Source organism: Achromobacter sp. ESBL13 (genome assembly GCF_036668755.1).
Taxonomy (GTDB): Bacteria; Pseudomonadota; Gammaproteobacteria; order Burkholderiales; family Burkholderiaceae_B; genus Achromobacter.
On record NZ_JAZEVT010000002.1, the window covers coordinates 731,085 to 754,640 of the forward strand.

Below are 23,556 nucleotides of genomic sequence, written 5' to 3' on the forward strand. Positions count from 1 at the left end.
GAACTGCGCTTTGCTGAGCCACGAGATTCGTACGGCAAATGATGCAGAACGTGGAGGCTGGCGCTCTGTGAGCTGGCCGCGAAGACGTGGCTTCGCCATTGCACCATCCGTTGGGCGTTCTAGATCTGATGTGAATTCGAAACGCGGGCAGCAGTTTGCGAGTTAGGGGCTGGCCAAGCGGCTCTTTGCCAACGGCGCGCAATTCGCCCGTGGACCACGGCACCAAGCTAGCGTGGCGCTGGCTTGGAGTGAGCAAGAGCTAAGGCACGACAGATCGCGCGTCGTTTTCCGTTTTGGGATCTACCTTAGCGGCGGGCAATGACCTCACCATCGTCGCCAAGAGGTCGGCTCCGCGTCCGACGTTACCGTCACAGTTTCACGCCGGTCAGCGGGGAGCAACGCCATCATCAAAGCAGATGGCGACATTCTGCTGCAAGCTGCGCAAAACACCTTTGAACAACACACGAAGAACAAGAGCTACAGCGGTAGCGTCGGCATTGGCGTCTCAGCGAACAGCGAAGACGGTATAGGCGTGATGCTGAACCTTAGTGCCGGTGGGGGCCGAGGGCGCGCAGACGGCAAAGACGCTAATTGGACGTATACCGATGTCACTGCTGGCAACGTGCTGGCATTGCAATCGGGCGGGGATACCTCGCTGATCGGCGCGATAGCAAGCGCCGATCAGATCATCGCCTCGGTCGGCAAGAATCTTCAAATTGAGACTCTGCAAGATACCAGCACCTACGTTTCCAAGCAGCAAAGTGCTGGCGTCCAAGCAAGTATCTGCATCTACCGCTACTGCAAAAGCTCCGTCTCCGGCAACGTCTCGCAAGGCCGGATGGAAAGCAATTTCCAATCCGCCACACAGCAGGCGGGGATGAAGGCGGGTGAGGGCGGCTTTCTGGTCAACGTTGGCCAGAACACCACGTTAACTGGTGGCGTCATATCGAGCAGTGAACAGGCTGTGGCAGACGGCCTGAATCAACTGTCCACCGGCACGCTTGTCGTCAAAGACTTGCAGAACACGGCGCGCTACAAGGCAGATCAGGTCGCATTGAGCGGCGGATATAGCTGGGGCGGCAGCGGGGAAGGAGACGCGAAGAAGGGCGATGTCGGGACGAACTCGAAAGGCCAGGCGGCTGGCGGCGCGGACAAAGTGCCAGGTACGAGCTTGCCGACAAGCAGCAACGGAGCTTCCGCCGGTCTGCCCGTGGTTGTCGCGGCTTCCGGGAATGCCAACTCGACTACATACAGCGCTATCAGCGGCGGCAGCGTAGCCATTCGTGATGGGGCTGGCCAACTTGCCCTGACCGGCAAGACTGCGGCGGAGACGATCGCGGCGTTGAACCGGGATACGTCCGATACGTTGAATGCGCTGAAGCCGATCTTTGACAAGGAGAAGATCGAGGCGGGGTTTGAGATTGCGTCAGAGGCCCAGCGGCAAGTGGGGCAGTTTTTGACGAATCGGGCGAAGGAGGCTGATGCGCTTGAGAAAGCGATGAAGTCTGAAAACGATCCGACGAGATACGCTGAACTCGAGAGCCAGTACAAGGATGCCAAACTTTGGCTCCCGGGCGGAACCTATCGTCGGATTGCGAATGCCGTCATGATCGCAACCGGCAGCAATGTGACCGGGGCAGCCGCGGATATCGCCCAACGGGCGCTCGTGAGCTACGTTCAGCAGTTGGGTGCTGCCGAGGTTGGCAAGTGGGTCAGTAGCGGCATCATCCGCGATGGCTCTGCGGAACATGCTGCCTTGCAGGGCATAGTCGGTTGCTCTGCCGCCGCGGCAAGTGGCCAAAGCTGCGCGGCCGGCGCTACAGGCGGCGCTGCGGCTGTGCTCATCAATGCTCTGCTTGATAACACTCAGGGGAGTTCGAATGAAGAGCGTGAGGCGCGACGCAACTTGGTGGCTTCGCTTATTGCCGGCGCAGCAGCAGTGGCAGGTGCTGACGGAATTGCCACGATTACAAGCGCTGCGATTGCCGAGTTGGACAATAACTCGCTTGACCCGAAGCTTCACGAGAGTCTGATCAACCGTTTTGCTCTGAGCGACCAGCTACAACCGGAGGAGTACGAGGACCTCATCCAGCGAATGAAAGCCGCAAACGCGGAGGGTACGCAGCAAGCGCTGGATCAAATGAAGAGCGTGTTCGGCCCTGAGTCGTTGGAAGCAACACGAGCAGAACTGGAAGCAATGCTTGGTGGAAATTCAGCATGCGGCCAAGTACCGGCTTGCGCATTGCAACTGAAAAACTCGATCAAGGAACTGGATAGCCTTCTTGCACAGTACAAGAGGCAAAGCGAACTGACGCCAAAGGTCGATGCTGCGCTGATGATATTCGATCTCGCTACCAGTGGAGTTGGTGGTGTGATTCGAGGTCCGGTTTTCGATGCGGTCCGAATGAGCGCGACGCGAGCTGCCGGGGGCTCGCTGGAGATGGCAGCGGCGAAAATAGCCTATGCGGATGGCGCTTCCTGGACAGTGCGCAATGCTGAGGTGTTGGCTGCGGACGGGAAGACCGTGCTGGCGCGGCAGAATCCCATCACTGGAAAATATGATGCAGTAAGTCCGAATCCCTTGATAAACGCCGGAAACGGCACTGGTACGGTATGGGATTCTATCAAGGCGACTCAACCCCCATATCCTGGTTCTGTGATTCCAAAGTCTTTCGAACTTTCTCTGTCGAGCGGCCAAAAAATTTGGGTGCATGGGAATGCTACAGAGCATATGGCTGAATATGCGAAAATGAAGGCTATAAATTTCACTCCTGAAGCTGTTCGACTTTCTTCACAGCAACAGTTGACGAGTCTGCAGGCCGCTGTGGATTCTGCTACCAAAGGAGGAGTCCCCTACGGAAAAGTCATCAATGTGGAAGGATGGGAACTTATATTTTCACCGCCGAGGGCGTCGGGAGGGCTACCGGCTTTGATTCACGCGTTGTCTAAAAAGTGACAAAAATGGATATAAAAATATCAGCACCGATTCAAGTAGAGTTCGATTTGCTTGAGAGTGATGATAGGTTGCCTTCTGTGAAGTTCAGGTTCTGTGTCGACACGGCTCGAATGGCAAGCTCACTACATTGCTCTGGTGAAATTTGGATAACTTGCAGTGCATTTGATTGCTTCCTCAGTGGGCTTGTGGAAGGTGAAAGGCCGTCGAGATTGGCAAGTATTGACGAGAGATTTTTGCTTGAAATAGTGGAAAATGATAGGGGGATTTTTTTCCGCTGGTCATGGAAGCTAGAAGGCTCGTTCTCATTTTCGACGAGTTCATTTGTGGAAATACCCATAAATGAGGATGAGATTTCCGCGATAAGAAATGTTTTTGATTCGTTCCCCAAGTGGTGGTGACTACCCTGTTGAACTGTATTTAACGAATTTGAGCTGTCAGTATCGGAGGTTTTCATAACGAATAGGTCGCCGTCCTTTAATGAGAGAAGGCGCTATCCGACGCGATCAAGACCGGCGGTGCCAACGACGCGGCAAGCATAAGCGCGCTCATGGCTCAAGTGCAGCGCACTCAGGATTGGAGGCAGGCGGCAAGTATGGCTTGGTCTTGTTAGCGTTGCCGGGCGCGGCCGGCGCAAACGTCACGGGATCGACCAGCGCATTCGTGCAGTCGGCCGCGGTGAACTACCTTCAAGGCCTTGGGGCCGCTCAGGTCAAGCAGATCGCCGATAGCCTAGGCAGGGATCCGCGAGCGGAGGCTGCACGCGCGGCGTTGCACGGCATCGTGGGATGCGCGGGCGCCGCAGGCCAGGGTGCAGCCTGCGCTTCGGGCGCCTTGGGCGCGAGCGCGGGCGGGATCCTCAACAGCCTGATGGCCTCGCCCGAGGGCCTAACCTCCAAGCAAGTCGAAGCGCGGCGCAATCTGGTCACAAGTCTGGTGGCGGGCATAGCGAGCGTTGCGGGACCGGGTGCGGCCACGGCGGGTACCGCGGCGGGGCTGGGGACATCGCAGAACGGGGCGCAGCTCGCAATCCCTGCGGTTGGCGCGGCGGCGGCTAAGTGTGCAACGACGCCGAGCTGCCAGCGGGCAGCCGTCAGGGTCGGGCAGGCCGCCTATCAAGCGGTGCAGGCCAACCGCATGATAGACGCGGCAGAGGGCTCGAAGGCGACCACAGCGCAAAAGGAAGCCGCAAGCGCCCAGATCCAGGCGCGGGTCAAATTGGTCGCTAGTCTCGTCGCCGGCCTTAATGCAGCACTCGGTGGAGATAGGGCTGTCGCGACACTGGCCGCCCAGATCGAGACCGAGAACAACTACTTCGGACAAAATCCGAGGGTTTCAGGGCGTTCGAACAAAGGCAATTTGATGCGGCGATTGCTTCTTGCGGTCCTGGAAATCCTGAGAGCTGCGCCCGGGCGCGCGAGCTTGCCGGCATATCCGATCAGAGGGACAAAGAGCTGGCGAGCGCATGTGTCATCGCTGCTTCTTCGTTGTGCCGTGCTGCGGTGCGATTGGTGGCGGCGAGCGGCAATGTGGTGCTCTTCGATAAACAGGGAAAGCTAACTGCAGTTCCTGCGGATTCGCCTTTCATCCTAGTCACGCCTGATCCTAGGGATGGAACGTTCCATTACACTCTTGCCGCGAGCGTTGCGGAGGCTTGGGCGATTGATGCGACCGGCTTCGCATTGGGCGGAGCTATTACGACGCTTCGAGCAAATGCCGCCGCCGCAAAAGCGCAAGCATTCCTCGCGGCGCAGGGAAGTGCGCCAGCGACTGCGGTGGGATCGACGACCTTCAGGACATCTCACTATGCTCCTAGACTCTAGGCGATGGGCGTAAACGTGGTACGCGCTGAGGCTCAGGTTGCGGAAGCTGTAAACACGATGCGGCCAAACATGATCACCAATGCCCCTATTAGCGGGCGAATGACAATTGATGGCGTTCTCGTGGAATACCGGGTCACGCTATTACCTAATGGCACGGCGAATGTCGGAACAATTTTTCCGGTGAAATAATGATGCGCTCGCTGACTGAGTGTGAATGGAATGTGATCCGTGCGATTGCAGATTTGCTGCCGTTAGAAAATCAACGTCAGCTTCTGGGTGACCTTGAACTTGCCACGGCGCATTCAGTGCTGCCGGATCACTCGGTAATAAAATTTAGCATTGCTGGCTATGACCGCCCGCCGTATGCTGGACAGCACTCTTTTGGGGTTGAGGGCGAGTTATTAGACAGGGACGGGACAAGAGTGGGCCTGCTCCTTTTCGCAGATCAGAATGGTCGACTTTTGGAGTTGGAGCTGATTCGCTGGGGTGATGGTGATCTGGTCGATCCCGACTGGAAAACACTTAAACTGTATGGCGCTTCGTAGCGGCAAAAAGAGCGGTATGGATTAATTTTCTAATTTTATTTACGCAAGATGGTTGCTTGTGACTAAAAAGTAACGCTATTAATTATTAGTGAATCGCAAAAAATTTGCACCTATCTGAATCAACAGGCTGGTACTGGGTGGGGCGCATCCGCGGGCGCACGTTTTTGCGTTCGGGCGACGGGCCGTGGCGGCGTTGCACGGCGGATCATGCAACCGCCAGTTCTCGCCCTAAGGATTTTGGCGAACAACAAATGATCCGCTCTTGCCCAGTGCAAACCCGGCTTGTGCTGTATCGAAAGCCGCCGCAGCAGCGCCGAGCATTGACTCAGTTCAAGCAGCGCAACTGAACGCTCCCTCGCGTCTTGAATTTCCTTGCCCCGATTCACCAAAAACTGCCTCATTTGCCGGCCAGCTTCCCCCACGATCTCGAACCCGGCCCGAATCTCCTTCTCATTAAAAATCGGCTCCAGGCTGTTCAACGTATCCTTGGTGCCGCAGTTCAGTCCGGCGATCACCTGGGCCGCCGTGTGCACTGTTTGCGCCTTCTGCCCCGCCTCGTCGCGAATAACGACCGTTCCGCCGCTGATACCGCCAAGCGTGGCAGAGCTGGACAGGCCGCTGACGCCCATGACGACGGGTAAGCCCATGCTGAGGCCGTTAGCACTGGCCAGCTTCGAGTTCGGCGTCGCCTTGCTTCCGCCTGCGACCTCGCCCTTGCCGTCGGCGCCGATATTGCTCTGGTCCCTGCCAGCGTCCTTCCCGCCGCTTTTGCCGCCATCCTTGCCGCCGCCAAAGCTCACGCCCCCGCCCAACTGAACGGATTGCCCTTCGTAGCTGGCGCGGCTTTTGGCGTCGCGGCTGGTCAGGGCGCCGGTGGCCAGGACGTTCTTGCCATCGACGACCGCCTTGTCACTGCCGGCAATGACGCCACCGACTAGGCCCGTATTCTTCGCCACATCAATCTGGAAGCCGCCGTCGCCTGCCCACAGGCCCGTCTGTTCCGTGACGCTGGCGTACCGGCTGTTGATCTTGCTGTGGCCGTAGTTGCCGCTGACCGAGCTGGCGCCGTAGCACAGGGGCGGTATGCGCGGGCTTACCTGCACGCCCACGCTGCGGTCGCGTGCGGCGTAGTGGCTGATGTCCTGCAGGCTTTCGACAACAAGGTTGCCGCCCACCGTCGCCATAATCCAGTCGGCGCTGCCTTGCGCGCCGCGCAAGAGCGTGTCGCCGCCGGAGTTCATGGTCAGGTTGCCGCCGGCCTGGGCATGAGTGTTGTTCCACTTCGTATCCCGGCCATCGCCGCCTGCCCCCAGGTTGAGACTGACGCCGTTCTGGGTTCCACCGATCGAAAAGCCCACCCGGACACTGGCATTGCCGCTCTTGCCGTCAGTCTTCTGGCTGGCGGTACTCTGCTGGGCAGCAAGCAGGATGTCGCCCTGTGCGTCCAGCAGGATGTTGCGGCCCGCGGCCAGGTCGGAGCCGGCCACGACGATGTCGGATTGATCGGCCTTGCCCGCCGCGATGATCGTCAGGTCGCAGCCGGCCCGGCCCCTTGCAATTCTTGGTCGAGCCTGCCCCCAAGCAGCCGACTCAACTCCAACAGGACATGCGCCAGCAGTACGAGCGCCAAATCAAGACCTTCAGGAGGCGTATTGTGAGGCGACGCTGGAGCCGCGCGCCGGAAAAAAAGTCGCAGCCCCTGCTAGGCGCGGACGAAAAGTGATCTCGACAATCCGCCAGAGACTGAAGCAGAGACATTGCAATTGCGTAAAGCTCAAAACCACCTGCGGTGCCGAGTTCCCCATGAGAACACACAGGTTGATACATACCCCCCCCGACACAAACACCATCCGCATCTGTTTAATTACGCGAATTTTCGCAACTAATATAAGCCAAAACATTTAAGATCGGACCTCAGCTCCGTCGCCTCCTCAAATGGCAAACCATCCAAAAGAGAGGATATATCTATTTCGGAAAGCAGTTCTCCGATAATACGCATGTGGTAATTTCTGACATGCTCCGAAGACCTCCCGGCCGAAAGCACAAGAGCCAAAACCTCTAGCATTAATTTTTCAATCGGCATATCAAACGAGTTCTCAAGCTCACTATAGGCATAGCCCACTTCGCTTTCGCCCTCGACCCACGCACCCCCATGACCAATCTTGGTCCTGCAATAATCGTAATAACAACCTAAAAACCAGGCCCGCATTTCACCATAGGTCACACGTTCTTCCATCACTGCGTCTTCCTTGGCGGACGGAGCATAACTCCTTGATCGTCAAAAAATATTTACTTCGACATTCGGATACTTTGCCCTGAGCTGCTCGACAACATTAAGGCAACTCGCACAAGCAGCCCTTTCCGTCAGTATATTTACTGTTCCTCGTATCGACGTATTATTCCCCTGGTGGCCGGCAATATTATCGAAAATTTTATATTCGGTGTTCATCCCACGATGAACCATGTCTCCGGCCTTGTTGGGTACCGTTTGTGCGGTGAAGAGTCCGTTACCGAAGCCAATAAGTCCCTTACCCGCCTCGCCGGACAAGATTGTTACGGCGAATTTAAATGTGGAATCCGTATTTTTGGACGACAGCAATGCGCTTGTATCTTTCCCCGAGAACAGCGAGTTCTTTGAAGCCCCTAAGGAAGGTGCTTTCAAAGCCATGTTGGCCGTGAAGCACTAGCACAGGCGCGGTTTTTTTGGCGTTACGCACGGAGATGTTGTACGTATTGTTGGCGCAGGAATAGCCACGAAAAGCAGGACACGTTTGGAGACTGGTATCGGGAGACTGAGCAGGCATTGCAGGCCCAAGGTTTTTTTAAAGAAGAACAAATTCGAGAAATAATTGGCCAAGTGGTCGAATGCTGCCAGTAGAAAATTTCGTTTCTGCGCGGTGAAAATGTCGTCAGAGAGTAGTGGCCGCGTTATTCGATGTTGTTAGCGGTCTTAACTGGGCTGACAGTTCTGGTGGACGTATCGGGCTTTCTGGTTGCGGGCAGGAACGCGATTAGCAATACAGTGATCGGCATGCTCTTGCTGGCCATTGGTGAAAAGTCCTATTCCGAGTACGTCGTCACGACAGGAATCTCTATTGACGTCTACTCACGTGGCGGCGGGTGGGGCCACCCGAATGCAATTGGCGTATCTATGTATAGCTCGGTATTCGGCGATGCGATTACTGCGGTTCTTGAGGCGGGAAAGGACTATGAGACGCTTTATCGGCATCCGAGTGCGATCCTGCGTGAGCTTGTCGTTGTGAATGGCGCGGTACGTACCAAGCCCGTCGCCGTGAAGAAATACAAGGATGCGAAAACGTCAACGTGGACAGGACTCCGCTTCCGATCGGAGGGAACTCGTAAGACATTTCAGAAAAGCTCGGCCGCCAGTCAACGCGCACGACCCCATGCAAGCCGCCTCGGCGGTCCATCCTAGCCGCAGCTTCCGCCCCCCCAAAACCTACCCCGCCCCCCGCCGATAAACCGCCAGCATCCCCGCCAGCCCAATCATCACGCCGCCACAAACTCGGTTCAGCCACCGTAACCCCGACCCTCTGAACACCCGCACCATCTGCGCACCCAACACCGCATAAACCAGCATCGTCAGCACATTAATCGTGGCCAGTACCCCCGCCACAATCGCGTATTGCACCAATAGCGGTGCCTGAGGATCAATAAACTGCGGCAAGAACGCAGACATGAATAACAGCGCCTTGGGATTGGTCAGCGCCACCAGAAAACTACGCATTCCCAGCGCCAAGCCGGCCGGTCGCTCTATATCCGTAGCCGCGGACGGCAATACCAATGCGCCATCCGACCGCAGCATCTTCCAGCCCAGATAGGCCAGATACGCGGCGCCCACCCATTTAATAACCTGGAATGCGACTTCAGACGCGGCCAGCACCACTCCCAAACCCGAAGCCACCGAGCCGACCAGAATCAAGTCGGCCAGTACCGCGCCGGCCATGCCCCAGCTGGCGGCGCGCACGCCGTGGCGCGAGCCGTTGCTCATGGCAAGCAGCGTGGTGGGGCCTGGGGTGATGATGGCGACGGCCGAGGCCAGGATGAACAACAGCAAGGTGGCGGTGGACATAAAGCGGGCTCCTAGGCAGCGGCCAGTTTGATCTGGCCAGCGCCAATCGTCCAGGTCCGGCTACCATATCGGTCTTATTCTCAGAATTCCCACCATGTCCACGCGTTCCGACTCCCCCCATCTTGCCCCTCCGCTTTCCTCCGTACTTCTTTCCAGCGCGGGGGTGGTCGAGAGTGTGCTGGACGGCCGTTCCCTGACGGACGCGTTAACCGATGTCAGCGTCGCCTTGCGCCCGGCGACCCAGGCGGTATCTTTTCATGCGATGCGATACCTGGGCTGGGCCGATGCCGTGGGCCGTGAGTTGGTTCAGCGTTACCCCAGCGTGTTGTTCGAATCGATGCTGCTGGTGTCGCTGACGCTGCTGAAAGAAGAGGGCGAGGCCGCCGCGCAGTTGCCGGGCATGCCGGTTTATGCGGCCCACACGGTGGTGGACCAGGCGGTGACCGCGGCGTCGAATACGCGCAGCCTTGCGTCGTTCAAGGGCATGCTCAACGCCTGCCTGCGCCGCTTCCTGCGCGAGCGGGCGGCCCTTGAGGCTGCGGTGGCCGATAGCCCCGAGGCGCAGTGGAACCACCCGGGTTGGTGGGTCAAGCAATTGGGAATCGCGTATCCGCAGGATTGGCAGCGGATTCTGGAATCGGCCAATGTGCCGGCGCCGCTGACGTTGCGCGTCAACCGCCGGCGCGCCAGCCGCGAACAGGTGCTGGCGGCGTTTCAGGACGCGGGCCTGGAGGCGCAACCCGTCGGTCAGGCCGGCGTGGTGCTGGGCAGCCCGAAACCCGTGACACAGTTGCCCGGCTTTGCCGAAGGGTGGTGGTCGGTGCAGGACGCGGGTGCGCAGTTGGCGGCCGAACTGCTGGCGCCCACTGACGGCATGCGTGTGCTGGACGCCTGCTCGGCGCCGGGCGGCAAGACCGCGCACCTGCTGGAACTGGCCGATATCGACCTGCTTGCGCTGGACGCGGATGGCGAACGGCTGGAACGCGTGGAACAAAACCTGGACCGCCTGGGGCTGGCCGGCAAGCGCGTCCGTCTGGAGGCGGCTGACGCGGCCGACCTGGACGCCTGGTGGGACGGCAAGCCCTTCGACGCCGTGCTTGCCGACGTGCCCTGCACGGCATCGGGCATCGTGCGCCGCCACCCCGACATCCGCTGGTTGCGTCGCGAAAACGACGTACGTCGCACCGCCACCTTGCAGGCCAGGATCCTTGACTCCCTGTGGAAGACCGTGGCGCCCGGCGGTCGGCTGCTCTATGTGACGTGCTCGGTTTTCCCGATCGAAGGGGCGCGCCAGGCGCTTGAATTCCTGCAACGACACCCCGAGGCCCAGCGGCTGGATGCACCGGGTCAGTTGCTGCCAGTTGCGCTCGAAGCAACACCGGCCGAGCAACATGACGGCTTTTTCTACGCCTTGTTTGCCAAGCAGTCCTGAATCACCAAGAATAGGGGCATGACGGTGTTGCGGTGTCGTATGTCCACTATTTCGCGTGTATTTCTAGGGTTGTTGCTGGTATCTACCTTGCTTTGTTCCGTGCCGGGCGGCGACGCTCATGCCGCCGAGCCCCGGGTGACGCGGGTAGAGCCCGCGGTACGCAACGGCAAGCTCGAGATCGATGCCGACATCGAATTCGAATTGAATCAGCAGTTGCGGGACGCCGCCCAGCGCGGCGTCCCCTTGTATTTCACGGCTGACCTGACCATGACGCAAGAGCGCTGGTATTGGTTCGACAAGTCGCTGGTGGACACCTCCCGCACTTGGCGGGTCGTTTATAACGCGCTGACGCGGCAGTGGCGCGCGGGGGTCGGCGAACTCTCCTTTCCGGTGGCCTCACTGGACGACGCCATGAGCGTCATCCGCCATATCCGCAACTGGTCGGTGGCGGACGCCGCCGATTTTGACGCCGGCGTGCTTTACGGCGGGCAGCTGAGGCTGCGCCTGGATACCTCGCTCTTGCCCCGGCCGTTCCAGGTGAATGCGCTAAATAGTAGTTCGTGGGCGCAAGGCACGCCCTGGATGGAATTTTCGTTCATGTTGAGCGACCAGGAGAAAGATCCCTCATGAGGCGATTGCTTCGGCTGGCCCTGATGGTGGGGGCCGTAAGTGGCCTGGCGTTGCTGGGCCTGCTGGCGTGGTCCACGGGCAATGCGTCGCGCTTTGCGCGTTACTACGATACGTTGCTGGTGCTGAACGGCATTTTCGCGCTGGCGCTGTTTATCTGGGTGGTGGCGTTGACGGTGCGCTTGGCGCGCCAGATCCGGCGGCGGCAATTTGGCGCGCGGTTGACCGCGCGTTTTTCGTTGGCCTTCGCCTTGATTGGCGTCGTGCCGGGGGCGCTGATCTACACCGTGTCGGTGCAGTTCATGTCCCGCTCGATCGAATCCTGGTTCAACGTGCGGGTCGATACCGCCTTGGAAGCCGGCCTGAACCTGGGCCGCGCTGCCCTGGACTCGCTGCTGGCCGACCTGGACGCGCGGGCGCGCTCCATGGCCGTCGAACTGAATCGCAATACCGATAGCGGCGTGACGCTGGCGTTGACCCGTCTGCGCGAGGCCAACGGCGTGCAAGAGGCCATGGTCTTCACGGGCAGTGGCCGCATGGTGGCGTTTTCCACCAGCCAGTACGGCCAGTTACTGCCCGCGATGCCGCCGTCCACCGTCATGAATCAGTTGCGCCTGTCGCGCGGCTATTCCGCGGCCGAAGCCGACGATCCCGTCACCCCGGGCGCCGAGGGCGGGCTGCATTTGCGGGTCGTGATCCCGCTGACGGGACCCGACCGTTACGACAATCTGCTGGGCGCCACCTCCGAGCCGCGCTGGCTGCAACTCTTGCAGCCCGTGCCGGAACAGATTGCGCATAACGCCAATCTGGTGCAGCAGGGCTTTCGGGATTATCAGGAACTGGCCTTGTCGCGGCTGGGTTTGCGCAAGCTGTACGGCATCACCCTGACCCTGGCGCTGCTGCTGGCCGCGTTTGGCGCTATTGCGGTGGCGCTGTCCCTATCCAAGCGCCTGGTGCGCCCGCTGCTGAGTCTTGCCGGCGGCACGCAGGCGGTGGGCGTGGGGGATTACCGGCCGCTGCCCGAACCCCCGGAACGCGACGAAGTCGGCCAGCTGACGCGGTCGTTCAATGCCATGACGCGCCAGCTGGACGAGGCGCGCCGCATGGTGGAAAGCAATCGTCAGCAGCTGGAGCGGTCCAACGTCTATCTGGAAAGCGTGTTGTCGAACCTGTCGTCCGGCGTGCTGGTGTTTGATGAGTCGTTCCGCGTGACGACGGTCAACCAGGGCGCCCAGACGATTTTGGGCGTCGATCTGCGTTCGGTCATCGGCCGACCGCTGGAAACCGTGGACGGCATGCTGGAATTTGCGAACATCGTGCGGCAGGCGTTCTCGACGCACGCGGCGGTGGGTTCCGAGCGCCAGCACTGGCAGCAGCAGTTTGAGATTGGGCCGGCCCAGGCCGATGCGCCCACCGCGCCGCAGCCCTTGACGCTGTTAGCGCGTGGCACCCATCTGCGCGTGGACGGGCGTGGCAACGGCTATCTGGTGGTGTTCGACGACATTACCGAAGTGATTTCCGCCAACCGTACCGTTGCCTGGGGCGAAGTCGCGCGCCGCCTGGCTCACGAAATCAAGAATCCCCTGACGCCGATCCAGTTGTCCGCCGAACGGCTGGCCATGAAGCTGGAAGGCAAGCTGCAACCGGCCGAGGCGCAGATCGTGCAGCGGTCCACCAACACCATCGTCAACCAGGTGGCTTCGCTGAAGCAGATGGTGGACGACTTCCGCGAATACGCGCGGACGCCGCCGGCCGTCATGCAGCGCATCGACTTCAACGCGCTGGTGGCCGACGTGCTGTCGCTGTACGGCTGGGAGCCGGACGGCGGCGCATCCCGCGCGACGGAAAAGGCATTGAATCTGGATGTGACGTTGGCGCCGGGGCTGCCCGAAATCGAGGGCGACCCGACCCAGCTGCGCCAGGTCATTCACAACCTGCTGTCCAACGCCCGCGACGCGATCGCCGAGTCGGGCGGCCAGGGGCGGGTCAGCGTGACGACGCAGTTGATGCGCAGCGAGCAGCCGGATCGGGCCGACCAACAGGCCTTGAGATTTACCGTTGCGGACACCGGGCCGGGCTTTCCGGCGCAGGTGATGCAGCGCGCTTTCGAGCCCTACGTAACCACAAAGTCCCACGGGACTGGGTTAGGATTGGCAATCGTGCGCAAGATCGTTGAAGAGCACGGCGGGCGTATCGACCTTGCTAACCGCAAGGAAGGGGGGGCGCGGATTTCCATCTTGTTGACCCGGTTGGCGTTGACCACCGGGGCAGACACTATGGACGCGACCGCGCAAGAAAAGGATAATGCGGCTACGCAATAGGTGGGATGCTTTATGGCCAGAATTCTGGTGGTTGACGACGAAGTTGGTATACGCGAGCTTTTGTCGGAGATCCTTTACGACGAAGGACACACGGTCGAACTGGCCGAAAACGCGGCGCAAGCGCGCGCCGCTCGCCTTCGCATGCGTCCTGATCTGGTGTTGCTGGACATCTGGATGCCGGACACCGATGGCGTAAGTCTGCTGAAAGAGTGGGGCTCGCAAGGGCTGCTCGATATGCCGGTGATCATGATGAGCGGCCATGCCACCATCGACACGGCAGTGGAAGCGACGCGCATCGGCGCCATGGATTTCCTGGAAAAGCCCATTACGCTGCAACGTCTGCTCAAGACCGTGGCGGCAGGTTTGGCTCGTGGGCGCGCCCCGCACCCGGCGCCCGTCGCCGTGCATCCGGCGGCTGTCAGCCCGGCTGTGGCGCTGGAAGACGAGCTTGACCCCCCGGTGCTGACGACGGCGCCGGCCAACGAAGTGCCGGTCACGTCCAACGGCCAGTTGGGCAGCATTTCGCTGGACCAGCCCCTGCGCGAAGCGCGGGACGAATTCGAACGCATCTATTTCGAATATCACCTGGTACGCGAAAGCCACAGCATGACGCGTGTGTCCGAGCGCACCGGGCTGGAACGCACTCACCTTTATCGCAAGCTCAAGCAATTGGGCATCGAGTCGGCGCGCAAGCGCAGCACATGAAAATCCTGATCATGGGCGCTGGTCGCGTAGGCACCAGCGTGGCCGAAAACCTGGTGTCCGAGCAAAACGACATCACCGTGGTCGATACCGATCCCACGCAGCTTCGGTACCTGCAGGAACATTTTGACTTGCGTGTCGTCCATGGCGACGGCTCGCAAGTGTCGGTGCTGGAAGCCGCCGGCGCTGCCGATACCGACCTGTTCATCGCCTGTGCGGCCTCTGACGCCGCCAATATGGTGGCGTGCAAGATCGCCCGCCAGCTATTCAACATCCCCCGCCGCATTGCCCGCATCCGCTCGGCTGAATTCCCGGAACACCCGGAACTCATGAGCGAAGAGGGTTTTTGCATCGACGCCCTGATCAGCCCCGAGCGCAGCGTCACCACCTACCTGCATAGCCTGATTGAATTTCCCGAAGCGCTACAGGTCGTGGAATTTGCTGAAGGGCGGGTCAGTGTTGTGACCGTGCGGGTCGGGCATGGCAGCCCGATGGCGCATTCGTCCGTGGACAAGCTGCGCGACGTGTGGCCGGACGTCAAGGCGCGCGTCATCGACGTGCTGCGGGGCGGGCGTCCATTACGGGCCGGCAGCGGCACCGTCATTGCGCCGGGCGACGAGGTCGTGCTGGTGGTGGATTCGCGCGATGCGCGCCGTGCCGTGCGCCAGTTGCGCGACGCCGAGCGCGCCGTGCGACGCGTCATGATCGCGGGTGGCGGCAATATCGGTTTGCGGCTGGCGCGCCAGCTGGCCGAAGAAAAATACAGCGTTCGCATCATCGAACGCGACCTGAAGCGCTGTGAATACCTGGCGACCCAGTTGCCCGACAGCGTGCTGGTCCTGCACGGCAGCGGCACCGACGAGGCCCTGCTGGAACGCGAGAACATTGAAGACATGGACACCTGGCTCGCGCTGACCAGCGACGACGAGGACAACATCATGTCGTCGCTGCTGGCCAAGCGCCTGGGCGCGCGCAAGGTTATCGCGCTGATCAACCGCCAGGCCTATGGCGAACTGATGCAAGGCAGCCATATCGACATTGCCGTATCCCCCTCGCAAGCCACGATGAGCGAACTGCTGCGCCACGTGCGGCGCGGCGACGTGGCGGCGGTGCACCGCCTGCGCCAAGGCGTGGCCGAAGCCCTTGAGGCCATTGCCCACGGCGACCGTTCCACGTCCAAGGTGGTGGGGCGGCCGGTGGGCCAGATCAGCCTGCCCAAGGGCGCCAGCATCGGCGCGCTGGTGCGTGGCGACGAGATCATCCTGCCCGACGCCGATACCGTCATTGAAACGGACGACCACGTGATCGTCTTCGTGCCGTCGCGTCGGCAGATGCCGCGCGTGGAAAAGTTGTTTCAAGTTTCGGCGTCCTTCTTCTGATGCCCGCACTTATCAAGCTCCGCCAAGAGCCGGGCGCCGCCGGGTAGGCTGTCATGAAACGCGTCCTGGGCACCCTGTACATATTGGGTCTGACCATGGTGATGTTCGCGCTCACCATGCTGATTCCATTGCTGATCGCGTATGTGGGCGGCGACGCCGCGCGCGACGCGTTCCTGCATGGCTTTCTGATTTCGCTGGGCATTGGGGGGACGCTTGCCGCGTTGACCCGGCGCAGCCGCTGCGAACTGCGCGCCCGCGATGGCTTCGTGCTGGTGTCGGCCGTGTGGGCCGGCCTGCCGTTGCTTGCGTCGATCCCATTGATGCTCTACTTCCACCGGGCTGGATTGCCGCTGTCGTTCACCGGCGCCTACTTCGAGGCCATGTCCGGCCTGACGACCACCGGCGCCACGGTGCTGACCCATCTGGACACCCTGCCGCCGTCCATCAACCTGTGGCGTGCCACGCTGATCTGGATCGGCGGCATGGGCATCCTGGTATTGGCGGTGGCAATTTTGCCGCTGCTTGGCGTGGGCGGCCATCAGGTCGTGCGGGCCGAAACCCCGGGGCCGATGAAAGACGAACGGCTGACACCGCGCATCGCCAGCACCGCCAAGGCGCTGTACGCGGTGTATTTCGTGTTCTCCATCCTGTGCTTCCTGGCCTACCGCGCGGTAGGGCTTTCCTGGTTCGAAGCCTGGTGCCATATGGCCACCACGATGGGCCTGGGCGGGTTTTCCACCTGGGACGACGGCTTCGCGCACTTTGATTCCGTGGCAGTCGAGATGGTGGCCATGGTCTTCATGTTGATCGCCGGCATCAACTTCGCCACGCACTTCAACGCCTTCCGGCAGCGCAGCCCGCGCGCGTACGTGCGTTGCCCCGAGGCCATCCCCTACCTGGTCGTGGTGCTGGGCGTGGGCGTGGTGATTTCGGTGTTCCTGTACATCAAGGGCGTCTACGCCGAGCCGCTGGAAGCCTTGCGCTACGGCATGTTCAACACCATTTCCATGGCCACCACCACCGGCTATGCCAACACGGACTTTGCCCAGTGGCCGCTGTTTGCCCCGCTGACCATGCTGCTGTTGTCGGGCTTTGCCACGTCGGCCGGGTCTACCGGGGGCGGCATCAAGATGATCCGCGCGATCTTGCTGGTCAAACAGGCGCGCAATGAGCTGGTGACGATGCTGCATCCGCACGCGGTCAGCCCGGTGCGGATCAACGGGCGGGCGGTGGAAACGCGGACCATGTCGTCGGTGCTGGCGTTCATGCTGTTCTACGGCCTGTCCATCGCCGTATTCACCAGCCTGCTGCTGCTGTCGGGGCTGGACCCCATCACGGCGTTCTCGGCAATCTTTGCCAGCATCAACAACACGGGCCCGGGCCTGGGGCCGGTGGGTCCCATGGGCAGTTTTGCCGTGTTGTCTGATTTTCAGATCTGGGTGTGCACCTTCGCCATGCTGATCGGGCGCCTGGAATTGCTGACCGTGCTGGTGCTTTTCACGCCGATTTTCTGGCGCAAATAAGGGGCGCTGGCCCCGCTTTTTGATCAGGGATAACCCGATCCAGGGTAATCCCACCCCATCTCGAATCCCGCGTATTTCCTGACGATGCGCCGCGCATCGGCCGGGGACCCGCGCCGTTCCTAAGTTGTAAGCGCTTGCTCACTTATCCTCAGAGGGAAAAACCAAGTGCGTCGCGATGTTGCACACAAATGTCACGATTTTCAATCGTTTTGCCACAAACCTGCGGCTATCATCCATTTCACAAGCTGCCGTCTAGTGCCCCCCGGGATGTCTCCGGGCTTCAAGGTCGAACGGCGCACCCCCTCATCAAACATTCAAAGGAGTCCGGAATGGAACCGATCCCGTTCATTTCGTCGGCCCCCAACACCCTGGGCATCGAACTAGAGTTGCAACTGATCGACCCCCGCAGTTTTGACCTGACCGCAGCCTCTGATGAGCTGCTGGCCCAAATGGCCAATCACCCCATTGCCGACCGCGTCAAACCCGAGATCACGCGGTCCATGATCGAATTGAATTCTTCGGTGCACGAACACCCCATGGGCCTGTTGGCCGAAATGCGCGAAATGCGCGACGCGCTGGTCGAAGCGGCCGATGCGGTCGGTGTGTCCGTCGCCGGCGGCGGCGCCCACCCCTTCATGCGCTGGCAAGAGCGTTCCATTTCCGACACCCCGCGTTTCCAGTATTTGGCCGAAATGTACGGTTACCTGGCGCGTCAATTCACGGTGTTCGGGCAGCACATCCACCTGGGCGTCCAAAGCGGCGACGATTCCATCAAACTGCTGCGCCGGCTGTCGCCCTACGTGCCGCACTTCATTGCGCTGTCGGCGTCTTCGCCTTATTGCGAGGGTGTGGATACGTTGTTCTCGTGCTCGCGTTTGAACGCCGTCAACAGCTTCCCGTTGGCCGGTCACATGCCGCCCGACGTCAAGGACTGGTACCAGTTCGAGGCCCATCTGTCGCAACTGCGTGCCTACGGCTTGGCCGAGAGCATCAAGGATCTGTATTGGGACATCCGTCCCAAGCCGGAATTTGGCACGGTGGAAATCCGCGTCTGCGATACGCCGTTGACGGTGGAGCGCGCCTGCCAGATCGCCGCGTTCGCGCAGGCTTTGGCCGTGCTGCTGATGCGCGAGGACGACCCTAGCGACAACGCCTGGCTGTCCTACCGCAGCAACCATTTCCAGGCTTGCCGCTTTGGCCTGCAAGGCAGCTACGTAACGCCGGACGGCCAGCGCCTGCGCCTGATGGACCATCTGCGTTCGCTGTTCCAGCGCCTGATGCCGGTGGCGGAAGAGCTGGGCACGGGCGACATGATCGCCGCGCTGCGCGACGACGCCATGCGCAGTGGCAACGATGCGCGCTGGCTGCGTAGCCAGTTCCATCGTCTGCGTGATCTGCCGCTGATGGTGGATGCCATGACGCATGCGTGGCGCGGGGATGCGCCCGCTGCGGCACCGGCCGAACCCACGGCGGTGTTGCGCCGTCGCATCCGGGCAAACTCCGAGCCGATGCAGCCCTTGTCCGCATCGGAACCCGGCGTCAGCGTGCCGTTGCCGGAGCGCTTGCACTGATAGCGGGATGTCAGGGGTTGCCGCGTTGCCGGCCACCGATTGCGCTGACCGATAGCCGGGTTTCTCCGGCTACGGTCCGGTGCGCGGCGGCGCGCCAGGCGTGGCCGTAGGCCACTTCGATACTCAGCTTGATCAAGCCGTCCGCATTGCGCTGCGCTTCCAGTGCGGCGCACAGGCGGTCGCGCCAGTCGCGGCCGACCAGCCCACCGCGACGCCCTTCTGCCGGGTTGCCGCCTAGCGCTCGCACGTCAGCCAACAGCTTTTCGGGGCTGCGATACGTCAGCGTCAGGATTTCCTGGTCCATGACCGGGTCGGCAAAGCCGTTTTCCACCAGCAGGTCGCCAAAGTCGTGCATGTCCACGAAGGAAGGCGTGGCGGTGGATAAGCCGGCGTCGGTCAGCGCTTGCCGCAGTTCGCGCAAGGTGGCCGGCCCCAGGCAGGAAAACATCGCCAGCCCACCCACCTTCAAGATGCGGCGCCACTCGGCCAGGACGGCGTGTGGCGCGCGGTGCCAGTGCATGGCCAAATTCGACCACACCAGTTCCAGCGATTCCGGGGGCAACCGCGTTTCGGCAAGATCGGCGTTGACGAACGTCGGGGCGGCCGGCCCGCGCCGCGCCAGCTTCCCGATCCAGGCGCCCAGGCCGGCCGGGGCGTGGCGCTTTCTGGCCAGTTCCAGCAGCGGTTCGCAATTGTCCAGGCCGGTATAGACCGCGTCGGGATAGCGTTCGCGCAGCAGCGGCAGGTTGTCGCCCGCGCCACAGCCCGCGTCCAGCATCGCCTGCGGCTGCACCCGGATGTATTGCAGGCGGCCCAACATGCGGCGCGCCACTTCACCGTAGAGGAATTGCGCGTCGGACAAGTCGCCACGGCGGGCAAATTGCTTGGGCACGTCGGTGCTGACGATAGGTAGAGAGGGTAGCGGTGCGGATTCTGGAAGGGACATTTCGGTCGCGCCCGCGTCTTGGCCACGGGGCGGAACATGATTACATAAGGGATGGCATCCATTATTGCGCATCCCGGCCGCCGTCTTCGATTGCCCCTACTGGCCTTGGGGCGGCGTCTTCGGTCCCGCGTGGGCTGTGATTGCCCGCTATGCGGGGTCAGGGTGACGGGCGCGCGCCTGTGCAGCGGCTGTGCGGCGGATATCACCGCCCCGCCGCCGGGCGCCCGGCCGCGTTGTCCGCGCTGCGCGTTGCGGCTGCCGATAGCGGCGTCGGCATGCCCCGCATGCCTGGGGGCGCCGCGCGCCTACGGGCGGACCATTGCGGCCTTTGACTACACGCCGCCCGCCGATGCGCTGATCCGCATGCTGAAGACCCAACTGCGGCTGAGCATGGCGCCGGTGCTTGCGCGCTTGCTGGCCGACGCCATCCGGCGCGATGGCGGATTGCCGCAAGGCGCATTGCTGGCGCCGGTGCCGGCCAGCCGCGCGTCGCTACGCGCGCGCGGCATGAACCCCGCGGCAGAGATCGCGCGCAGCCTGGCCACGCAGCTGGATGTGCCGTTGGCGCGCCAAGCGTTGCGACGGCTGCGCGAGACGCCCCGGCAGACGGGCTTGGGTCGCCGCGCCAGGCGGCGCGTGGTGGCGGGCCTGTTCGGCGCTACCCCGATGGTGCGCGGCCGGCACGTGGCGTTGGTGGATGACGTGATGACCACTGGCAGCACGGTGCAAGCCGCCGCCACCGCCTTGATCGCAGCCGGCGCGGCCGGTGTGACGGTGCTGGTGGCCGCCCGCACGCCCTGATCACCAGCGGCAGGCTTGCCGGGCCCAAATCGGCGACAATTCCGCCACGCCGCCACTCTGGCGCGGCCAGTCGTCTTAGCTTCAGCTTCCTACCGCCATGTTCCACGTCATCCTCGTCTGCCCCGAGATTCCCCCCAACACCGGCAACGCCATCCGGCTCTGCGCCAACACGGGCGCGCAATTGCACCTGGTGCGCCCGCTGGGATTCGAACTGGATGACGCCCGCATGCGGCGCGCCGGGCTGGACTATCACGAGTGGCAGCCCGTGCGGGTGCACGACACCTTGCAGGATGCGCTGGATGACACCGGCGCGGACACGTCTTGCATCTACGCGCTGACCACGCACGCCCAGCGCAGCGTGGCGGACGTGGCGTTCAAGCCGGGAGATGTGTTCGTGTTTGGCCGCGAGACGGCCGGGTTGTCGGACGAACATCAGGCGATGTTTCCGCCCCAGCAGCGCTTGCGGCTGCCCATGCGCGCCGGCCAGCGCAGCTTGAACCTGTCCAACGCCGTCGCGGTGACGGTGTTCGAAGCCTGGCGTCAGCAGGGATTCGAAGGCGGCTCGTAAGCCGGCGGCGCCAAGCGCAAAGACCGGGGCCGGATTCCGACCGTCTCGGGGTGGCAGGGGACCCCGTTGTGGCCCGCGCGACGTGGGCCGGTCATCAGGACTGGCCGGACCCCACCGGCCCGGCCACCGACGCTTCAATCCAGCGACAGCTTCAGCTTCTCAATCACCTGGTCCCAGCGCGCTTTTTCATTCTTGATGCGCGTGGTCAGGGCTTCGGGCGTGGACGGGGCCGGGGTGAAGTATTGCAACGCCAACTGTTTGCGCACGGCGTCGCTGTTGATGACGCGCGCCAGTTCACTGTTCAGCCGTTCGATGATGGGCGTGGGCGTGCCCGCCGGAACCAGCACCGCGTTCCACGAAATGGCTTCAAAGTCGGGATAACCCTGCGAGGCCATCGTCGGGACGCCCGGCAGCGCCTCGCTGGGTTGCAGGCTGGTCACCGCCAACAGCTTGACCTTGCCGTCGCGCGCTTGCGGCACCGCGATGGCCGGCACCATGAAGCCGGCCTGCACGTCGCCGCCGATGATGGCGGTAATGACTTGGGGGAAGCCCGAATAGGGGATGTGCGCCAGGTCCACGCCCGCGCTTTCCTTGAACATCTCCATCGCCAGATGCGCCGAACTTCCCGGCCCCACCGACCCGTAGTTCAGCGAATTGCCGCGTCCCTTGACCAGCTTGACGAAGTCCTGGACGTTGTCGACTTTCAGGCTGCCCGGCACGACCAGCACATTGGGGCTGGTGCCCACCAGGCTGACCGGCGCCAGGTCCTTGATCGGGTCGTAGCCCAGCGTCTTCTTGTACAGCGTGGGCGCGGTGACCAGCGGGCCGTTGATCGTGTAGAGCAGCGTGTAGCCGTCCGGCTTGGCCTGCGAGACCACGCGCGTGCCGATGTTGCCGCCCGCGCCGGGCTTGTTGTCGATCACGATGGGCTGGCCCAGCGCCTGCGACAGCGGCTCGGAAATCGTGCGCGCCAGGATGTCCGGGGACGAGCCCGGCGGAAACGGCACCACCATGTGGATGGGGCGATCCGGCCAGTCGGCGTGGGCGGCGGCCGGCAACACGGCGGCCAGGCTCAGGCACAGGCCGCGCAGAAGCGGGCCGACCCGGAATTGTCGGGTTTGCGTCATGAAGGATGTCTCCTCGGATGGGGCAGGTTTTTTGTTGTCAGGAAGAAATCAAAGATGGCCGCCCAGCGATTCGTCCAGGGGGCCGCTGGCGTCCGCACTTTCATCGCGCGGGTCGCGCGCCAGCAGGGCCGACACGGCGGTCATGGGGGCGACGCCGTCGAACAGCACGGCGCAGACGGCTTCGGTGATGGGCAGTTCGACATTGATGGCCCGGGCGCGGTCACGCGCGGCGCGCGCGCAGCGCACGCCTTCGGCCGTAATGCCGCTGGCCAGAATGTCGGCCAGCTTGCGTCCGGCGCCGATTTCCAGACCCACCCGGCGGTTGCGGGACAGTTCGCCGGTGGCGGTCAGGACCAGGTCGCCCAGGCCTGTCAGCCCGGCAAACGTTTCGCCGCGCGCGCCCAGCGCGACGCCAAAGCGCGTCATTTCCGCCAGGCCGCGTGTGATCAGGGCGGCGCGCGCGTTGGTGCCCAGCGCCAGCCCGTCGCCGATGCCGCAGGCCACGGCGATCACGTTCTTCAGGGCGCCGCCCACTTCCACGCCAACCAGGTCCGAGCTGGCGTAGACGCGCAGCGCCGCGCCGTGCAAGGCGGCGGTGGTGGCATCGCGCAAGGCGGTATGGGTGCTGGCCACGGTCAGCGCCACGGGCAGGCCCTGGGCCACTTCGCGCGCAAAGGACGGGCCGGACAAGGCGCCGCCGATAGCGCCGGGCAGGGCCTCGCGCACGATCTCATGGGGCAGCCTGGCCGTGTCGGCTTCAAAGCCCTTGCACGTCCAGACGATAGGGGTGTCTTGCAGGCCCAGGACCGGCAGGCGGCGGGCCAATTCACTACAGGTCGCGGCCAGGCCGGCCACGGGCACGCCCAGCACGATCAGCCGACGCGCGTCGTCCGCTTGCAGGCTGCGCAGCGTGGCGTCCAGATCGGACGAAAAATTCAGGGATTGGGGCAGGGTGATGCCCGGCAGGTAACGCGCGTTTTCGTGCGAGGCGGCCATATCGGCGGCCTGCGCGGCGTCGCGCGCCCAAAGTACGGTGGGGTGGCGGCGGCTGGCGGCCGCCGCCAGCGCGGTGCCCCAACTTCCCGCACCCAGGACGGCAACGCGCAAGCGCGGCAGAGCGGGATGGTTCATCGGGGCGGACGCGC

20 protein-coding genes are annotated in these 23,556 nt (G+C 62.3%); 13 read left to right on the forward strand and 7 right to left on the reverse strand.

The genetic code is table 11. From position 1 onward, the window contains the following. The first annotated feature begins 406 nt into the window (after positions 1-406). The 3 genes from V6F88_RS12145 (at position 407) to V6F88_RS12155 (ending at position 5,321) form a co-directional block, all read left to right on the forward strand. Entirely contained in the window at positions 407-2,956 is a 2,550-nt protein-coding gene (locus tag V6F88_RS12145) for a hemagglutinin repeat-containing protein (protein WP_332610256.1), read from the forward strand. A gap of 1,367 nt (positions 2,957-4,323) precedes the next feature. Next, complete coding sequence (locus tag V6F88_RS27910; RefSeq protein WP_442880307.1) at positions 4,324-4,776, forward strand: DUF6862 domain-containing protein; 453 nt, start codon at positions 4,324-4,326, stop codon at positions 4,774-4,776. Between the two features lie 188 nt (positions 4,777-4,964). Continuing rightward, the gene (locus tag V6F88_RS12155) at positions 4,965-5,321 is read left to right on the forward strand and encodes a DUF6984 family protein (RefSeq protein ID WP_314355329.1); all 357 of its coding nucleotides are present in this window, start codon (positions 4,965-4,967) and stop codon (positions 5,319-5,321) included. A gap of 119 nt (positions 5,322-5,440) precedes the next feature. Here the strand turns inward: V6F88_RS12155 and V6F88_RS12160 are convergent, their stop codons facing one another. The 3 genes from V6F88_RS12160 to V6F88_RS12170 form a co-directional block, all read right to left on the reverse strand. Next, a complete protein-coding gene (locus tag V6F88_RS12160; RefSeq protein WP_332610257.1) occupies positions 5,441-6,880 on the reverse strand; it encodes a hemagglutinin repeat-containing protein in 1,440 nt (479 codons plus the stop codon). Positions 6,881-7,203: 323 nt separating this feature from the next. Continuing rightward, entirely contained in the window at positions 7,204-7,557 is a 354-nt protein-coding gene (gene imm2, locus V6F88_RS12165; protein WP_332609756.1) for an Imm2 family immunity protein, read from the reverse strand. Positions 7,558-7,599: 42 nt separating this feature from the next. Further along, positions 7,600-7,989: a deaminase domain-containing protein gene (locus V6F88_RS12170; RefSeq protein ID WP_120157189.1), complete on the reverse strand. Its 390-nt coding sequence runs from the start codon at positions 7,987-7,989 to the stop codon at positions 7,600-7,602. Positions 7,990-8,256: 267 nt separating this feature from the next. Here V6F88_RS12170 and V6F88_RS12175 point away from each other — a divergent pair, with 267 nt between their 5' ends. Further along, the gene (locus tag V6F88_RS12175; protein WP_332609759.1) at positions 8,257-8,757 is read left to right on the forward strand and encodes a hypothetical protein; all 501 of its coding nucleotides are present in this window, start codon (positions 8,257-8,259) and stop codon (positions 8,755-8,757) included. Between the two features lie 24 nt (positions 8,758-8,781). Here V6F88_RS12175 and V6F88_RS12180 read toward each other — a convergent pair whose 3' ends face one another. Beyond that, a complete protein-coding gene (locus V6F88_RS12180) occupies positions 8,782-9,414 on the reverse strand; it encodes a LysE family translocator (RefSeq protein ID WP_332609760.1) in 633 nt (210 codons plus the stop codon). Positions 9,415-9,508: 94 nt separating this feature from the next. Here V6F88_RS12180 and rsmB point away from each other — a divergent pair, with 94 nt between their 5' ends. The 7 genes from rsmB to V6F88_RS12215 all read left to right on the forward strand — a co-directional run bounded on the left by rsmB (position 9,509) and on the right by V6F88_RS12215 (position 18,969). After that, positions 9,509-10,846, forward strand: a complete 1,338-nt coding sequence (gene rsmB, locus V6F88_RS12185) for a 16S rRNA (cytosine(967)-C(5))-methyltransferase RsmB (RefSeq protein ID WP_332609762.1) — start codon at positions 9,509-9,511, stop codon at positions 10,844-10,846. Positions 10,847-10,864: 18 nt separating this feature from the next. After that, positions 10,865-11,476, forward strand: coding sequence for a DUF4390 domain-containing protein (locus V6F88_RS12190; RefSeq protein ID WP_332609764.1), 612 nt, complete (start codon positions 10,865-10,867; stop codon positions 11,474-11,476). Next, positions 11,473-13,794 carry a sensor histidine kinase gene (locus V6F88_RS12195; RefSeq protein ID WP_332609766.1) on the forward strand — a complete coding sequence of 774 codons (2,322 nt, stop codon included), beginning with the start codon at positions 11,473-11,475 and terminating at the stop codon, positions 13,792-13,794. The genes V6F88_RS12190 and V6F88_RS12195 overlap by 4 nt, the downstream gene beginning before the upstream one ends. A gap of 12 nt (positions 13,795-13,806) precedes the next feature. Then, on the forward strand, positions 13,807-14,499 hold the full coding sequence (locus tag V6F88_RS12200; RefSeq protein WP_046803151.1) for a response regulator: 693 nt from the start codon (positions 13,807-13,809) through the stop codon (positions 14,497-14,499). After that, positions 14,496-15,875 (forward strand): Trk system potassium transporter TrkA, encoded by a 1,380-nt coding sequence (gene trkA / locus V6F88_RS12205; protein WP_332609767.1) that lies wholly within the window; start codon positions 14,496-14,498, stop codon positions 15,873-15,875. Before V6F88_RS12200 ends, trkA begins: the two co-directional genes overlap by 4 nt. A 53-nt stretch (positions 15,876-15,928) precedes the next feature. Further along, a complete protein-coding gene (locus V6F88_RS12210) occupies positions 15,929-17,398 on the forward strand; it encodes a TrkH family potassium uptake protein (RefSeq protein ID WP_332609768.1) in 1,470 nt (489 codons plus the stop codon). Positions 17,399-17,727: 329 nt separating this feature from the next. Beyond that, positions 17,728-18,969, forward strand: coding sequence for a YbdK family carboxylate-amine ligase (locus tag V6F88_RS12215; RefSeq protein WP_332609769.1), 1,242 nt, complete (start codon positions 17,728-17,730; stop codon positions 18,967-18,969). Positions 18,970-18,979: 10 nt separating this feature from the next. Here the strand turns inward: V6F88_RS12215 and V6F88_RS12220 are convergent, their stop codons facing one another. Then, a complete protein-coding gene (locus tag V6F88_RS12220) occupies positions 18,980-19,915 on the reverse strand; it encodes a methyltransferase domain-containing protein (protein ID WP_332609771.1) in 936 nt (311 codons plus the stop codon). Positions 19,916-20,278: 363 nt separating this feature from the next. Between V6F88_RS12220 and V6F88_RS12225 the strand changes: the two genes are divergently transcribed. Both V6F88_RS12225 and V6F88_RS12230 read left to right on the forward strand, forming a co-directional pair. Then, a complete protein-coding gene (locus tag V6F88_RS12225; protein ID WP_332609772.1) occupies positions 20,279-20,716 on the forward strand; it encodes a ComF family protein in 438 nt (145 codons plus the stop codon). 97 nt (positions 20,717-20,813) lie between these two features. Further along, on the forward strand, positions 20,814-21,284 hold the full coding sequence (locus V6F88_RS12230; protein WP_046803156.1) for a tRNA (cytidine(34)-2'-O)-methyltransferase: 471 nt from the start codon (positions 20,814-20,816) through the stop codon (positions 21,282-21,284). Between the two features lie 134 nt (positions 21,285-21,418). On the opposite strand, the gene V6F88_RS12235 is transcribed toward V6F88_RS12230, so the two are convergent. Next, the gene (locus V6F88_RS12235; protein WP_332609773.1) at positions 21,419-22,411 is read right to left on the reverse strand and encodes a Bug family tripartite tricarboxylate transporter substrate binding protein; all 993 of its coding nucleotides are present in this window, start codon (positions 22,409-22,411) and stop codon (positions 21,419-21,421) included. Positions 22,412-22,459: 48 nt separating this feature from the next. After that, the gene (locus tag V6F88_RS12240; protein WP_332609774.1) at positions 22,460-23,542 is read right to left on the reverse strand and encodes an NAD(P)H-dependent glycerol-3-phosphate dehydrogenase; all 1,083 of its coding nucleotides are present in this window, start codon (positions 23,540-23,542) and stop codon (positions 22,460-22,462) included. Positions 23,543-23,556 lie beyond the last annotated feature (14 nt).

Excerpts from the sequence above, each read along its gene's own strand:
- rsmB (WP_332609762.1), top strand. The coding sequence starts at position 9,509 with ATGTCCACGCGTTCCGACTCCCCCCATCTTGCCCCTCCGCTTTCCTCC.
- V6F88_RS12220 (WP_332609771.1), bottom strand. The coding sequence starts at position 19,915 with ATGTCCCTTCCAGAATCCGCACCGCTACCCTCTCTACCTATCGTCAGC.
- V6F88_RS12195 (WP_332609766.1), top strand. The coding sequence starts at position 11,473 with ATGAGGCGATTGCTTCGGCTGGCCCTGATGGTGGGGGCCGTAAGTGGC.
- V6F88_RS12230 (WP_046803156.1), top strand. The coding sequence starts at position 20,814 with ATGTTCCACGTCATCCTCGTCTGCCCCGAGATTCCCCCCAACACCGGC.
- V6F88_RS12235 (WP_332609773.1), bottom strand. The coding sequence starts at position 22,411 with ATGACGCAAACCCGACAATTCCGGGTCGGCCCGCTTCTGCGCGGCCTG.
- V6F88_RS12210 (WP_332609768.1), top strand. The coding sequence starts at position 15,929 with ATGAAACGCGTCCTGGGCACCCTGTACATATTGGGTCTGACCATGGTG.
- V6F88_RS12190 (WP_332609764.1), top strand. The coding sequence starts at position 10,865 with ATGACGGTGTTGCGGTGTCGTATGTCCACTATTTCGCGTGTATTTCTA.
- imm2 (WP_332609756.1), bottom strand. The coding sequence starts at position 7,557 with ATGGAAGAACGTGTGACCTATGGTGAAATGCGGGCCTGGTTTTTAGGT.
- V6F88_RS12180 (WP_332609760.1), bottom strand. The coding sequence starts at position 9,414 with ATGTCCACCGCCACCTTGCTGTTGTTCATCCTGGCCTCGGCCGTCGCC.
- V6F88_RS12215 (WP_332609769.1), top strand. The coding sequence starts at position 17,728 with ATGGAACCGATCCCGTTCATTTCGTCGGCCCCCAACACCCTGGGCATC.
- V6F88_RS12155 (WP_314355329.1), top strand. The coding sequence starts at position 4,965 with ATGATGCGCTCGCTGACTGAGTGTGAATGGAATGTGATCCGTGCGATT.
- V6F88_RS12240 (WP_332609774.1), bottom strand. The coding sequence starts at position 23,542 with ATGAACCATCCCGCTCTGCCGCGCTTGCGCGTTGCCGTCCTGGGTGCG.
- V6F88_RS12200 (WP_046803151.1), top strand. The coding sequence starts at position 13,807 with ATGGCCAGAATTCTGGTGGTTGACGACGAAGTTGGTATACGCGAGCTT.
- V6F88_RS12175 (WP_332609759.1), top strand. The coding sequence starts at position 8,257 with ATGTTGTTAGCGGTCTTAACTGGGCTGACAGTTCTGGTGGACGTATCG.
- V6F88_RS12170 (WP_120157189.1), bottom strand. The coding sequence starts at position 7,989 with ATGGCTTTGAAAGCACCTTCCTTAGGGGCTTCAAAGAACTCGCTGTTC.
- trkA (WP_332609767.1), top strand. The coding sequence starts at position 14,496 with ATGAAAATCCTGATCATGGGCGCTGGTCGCGTAGGCACCAGCGTGGCC.
- V6F88_RS12225 (WP_332609772.1), top strand. The coding sequence starts at position 20,279 with ATGCTGAAGACCCAACTGCGGCTGAGCATGGCGCCGGTGCTTGCGCGC.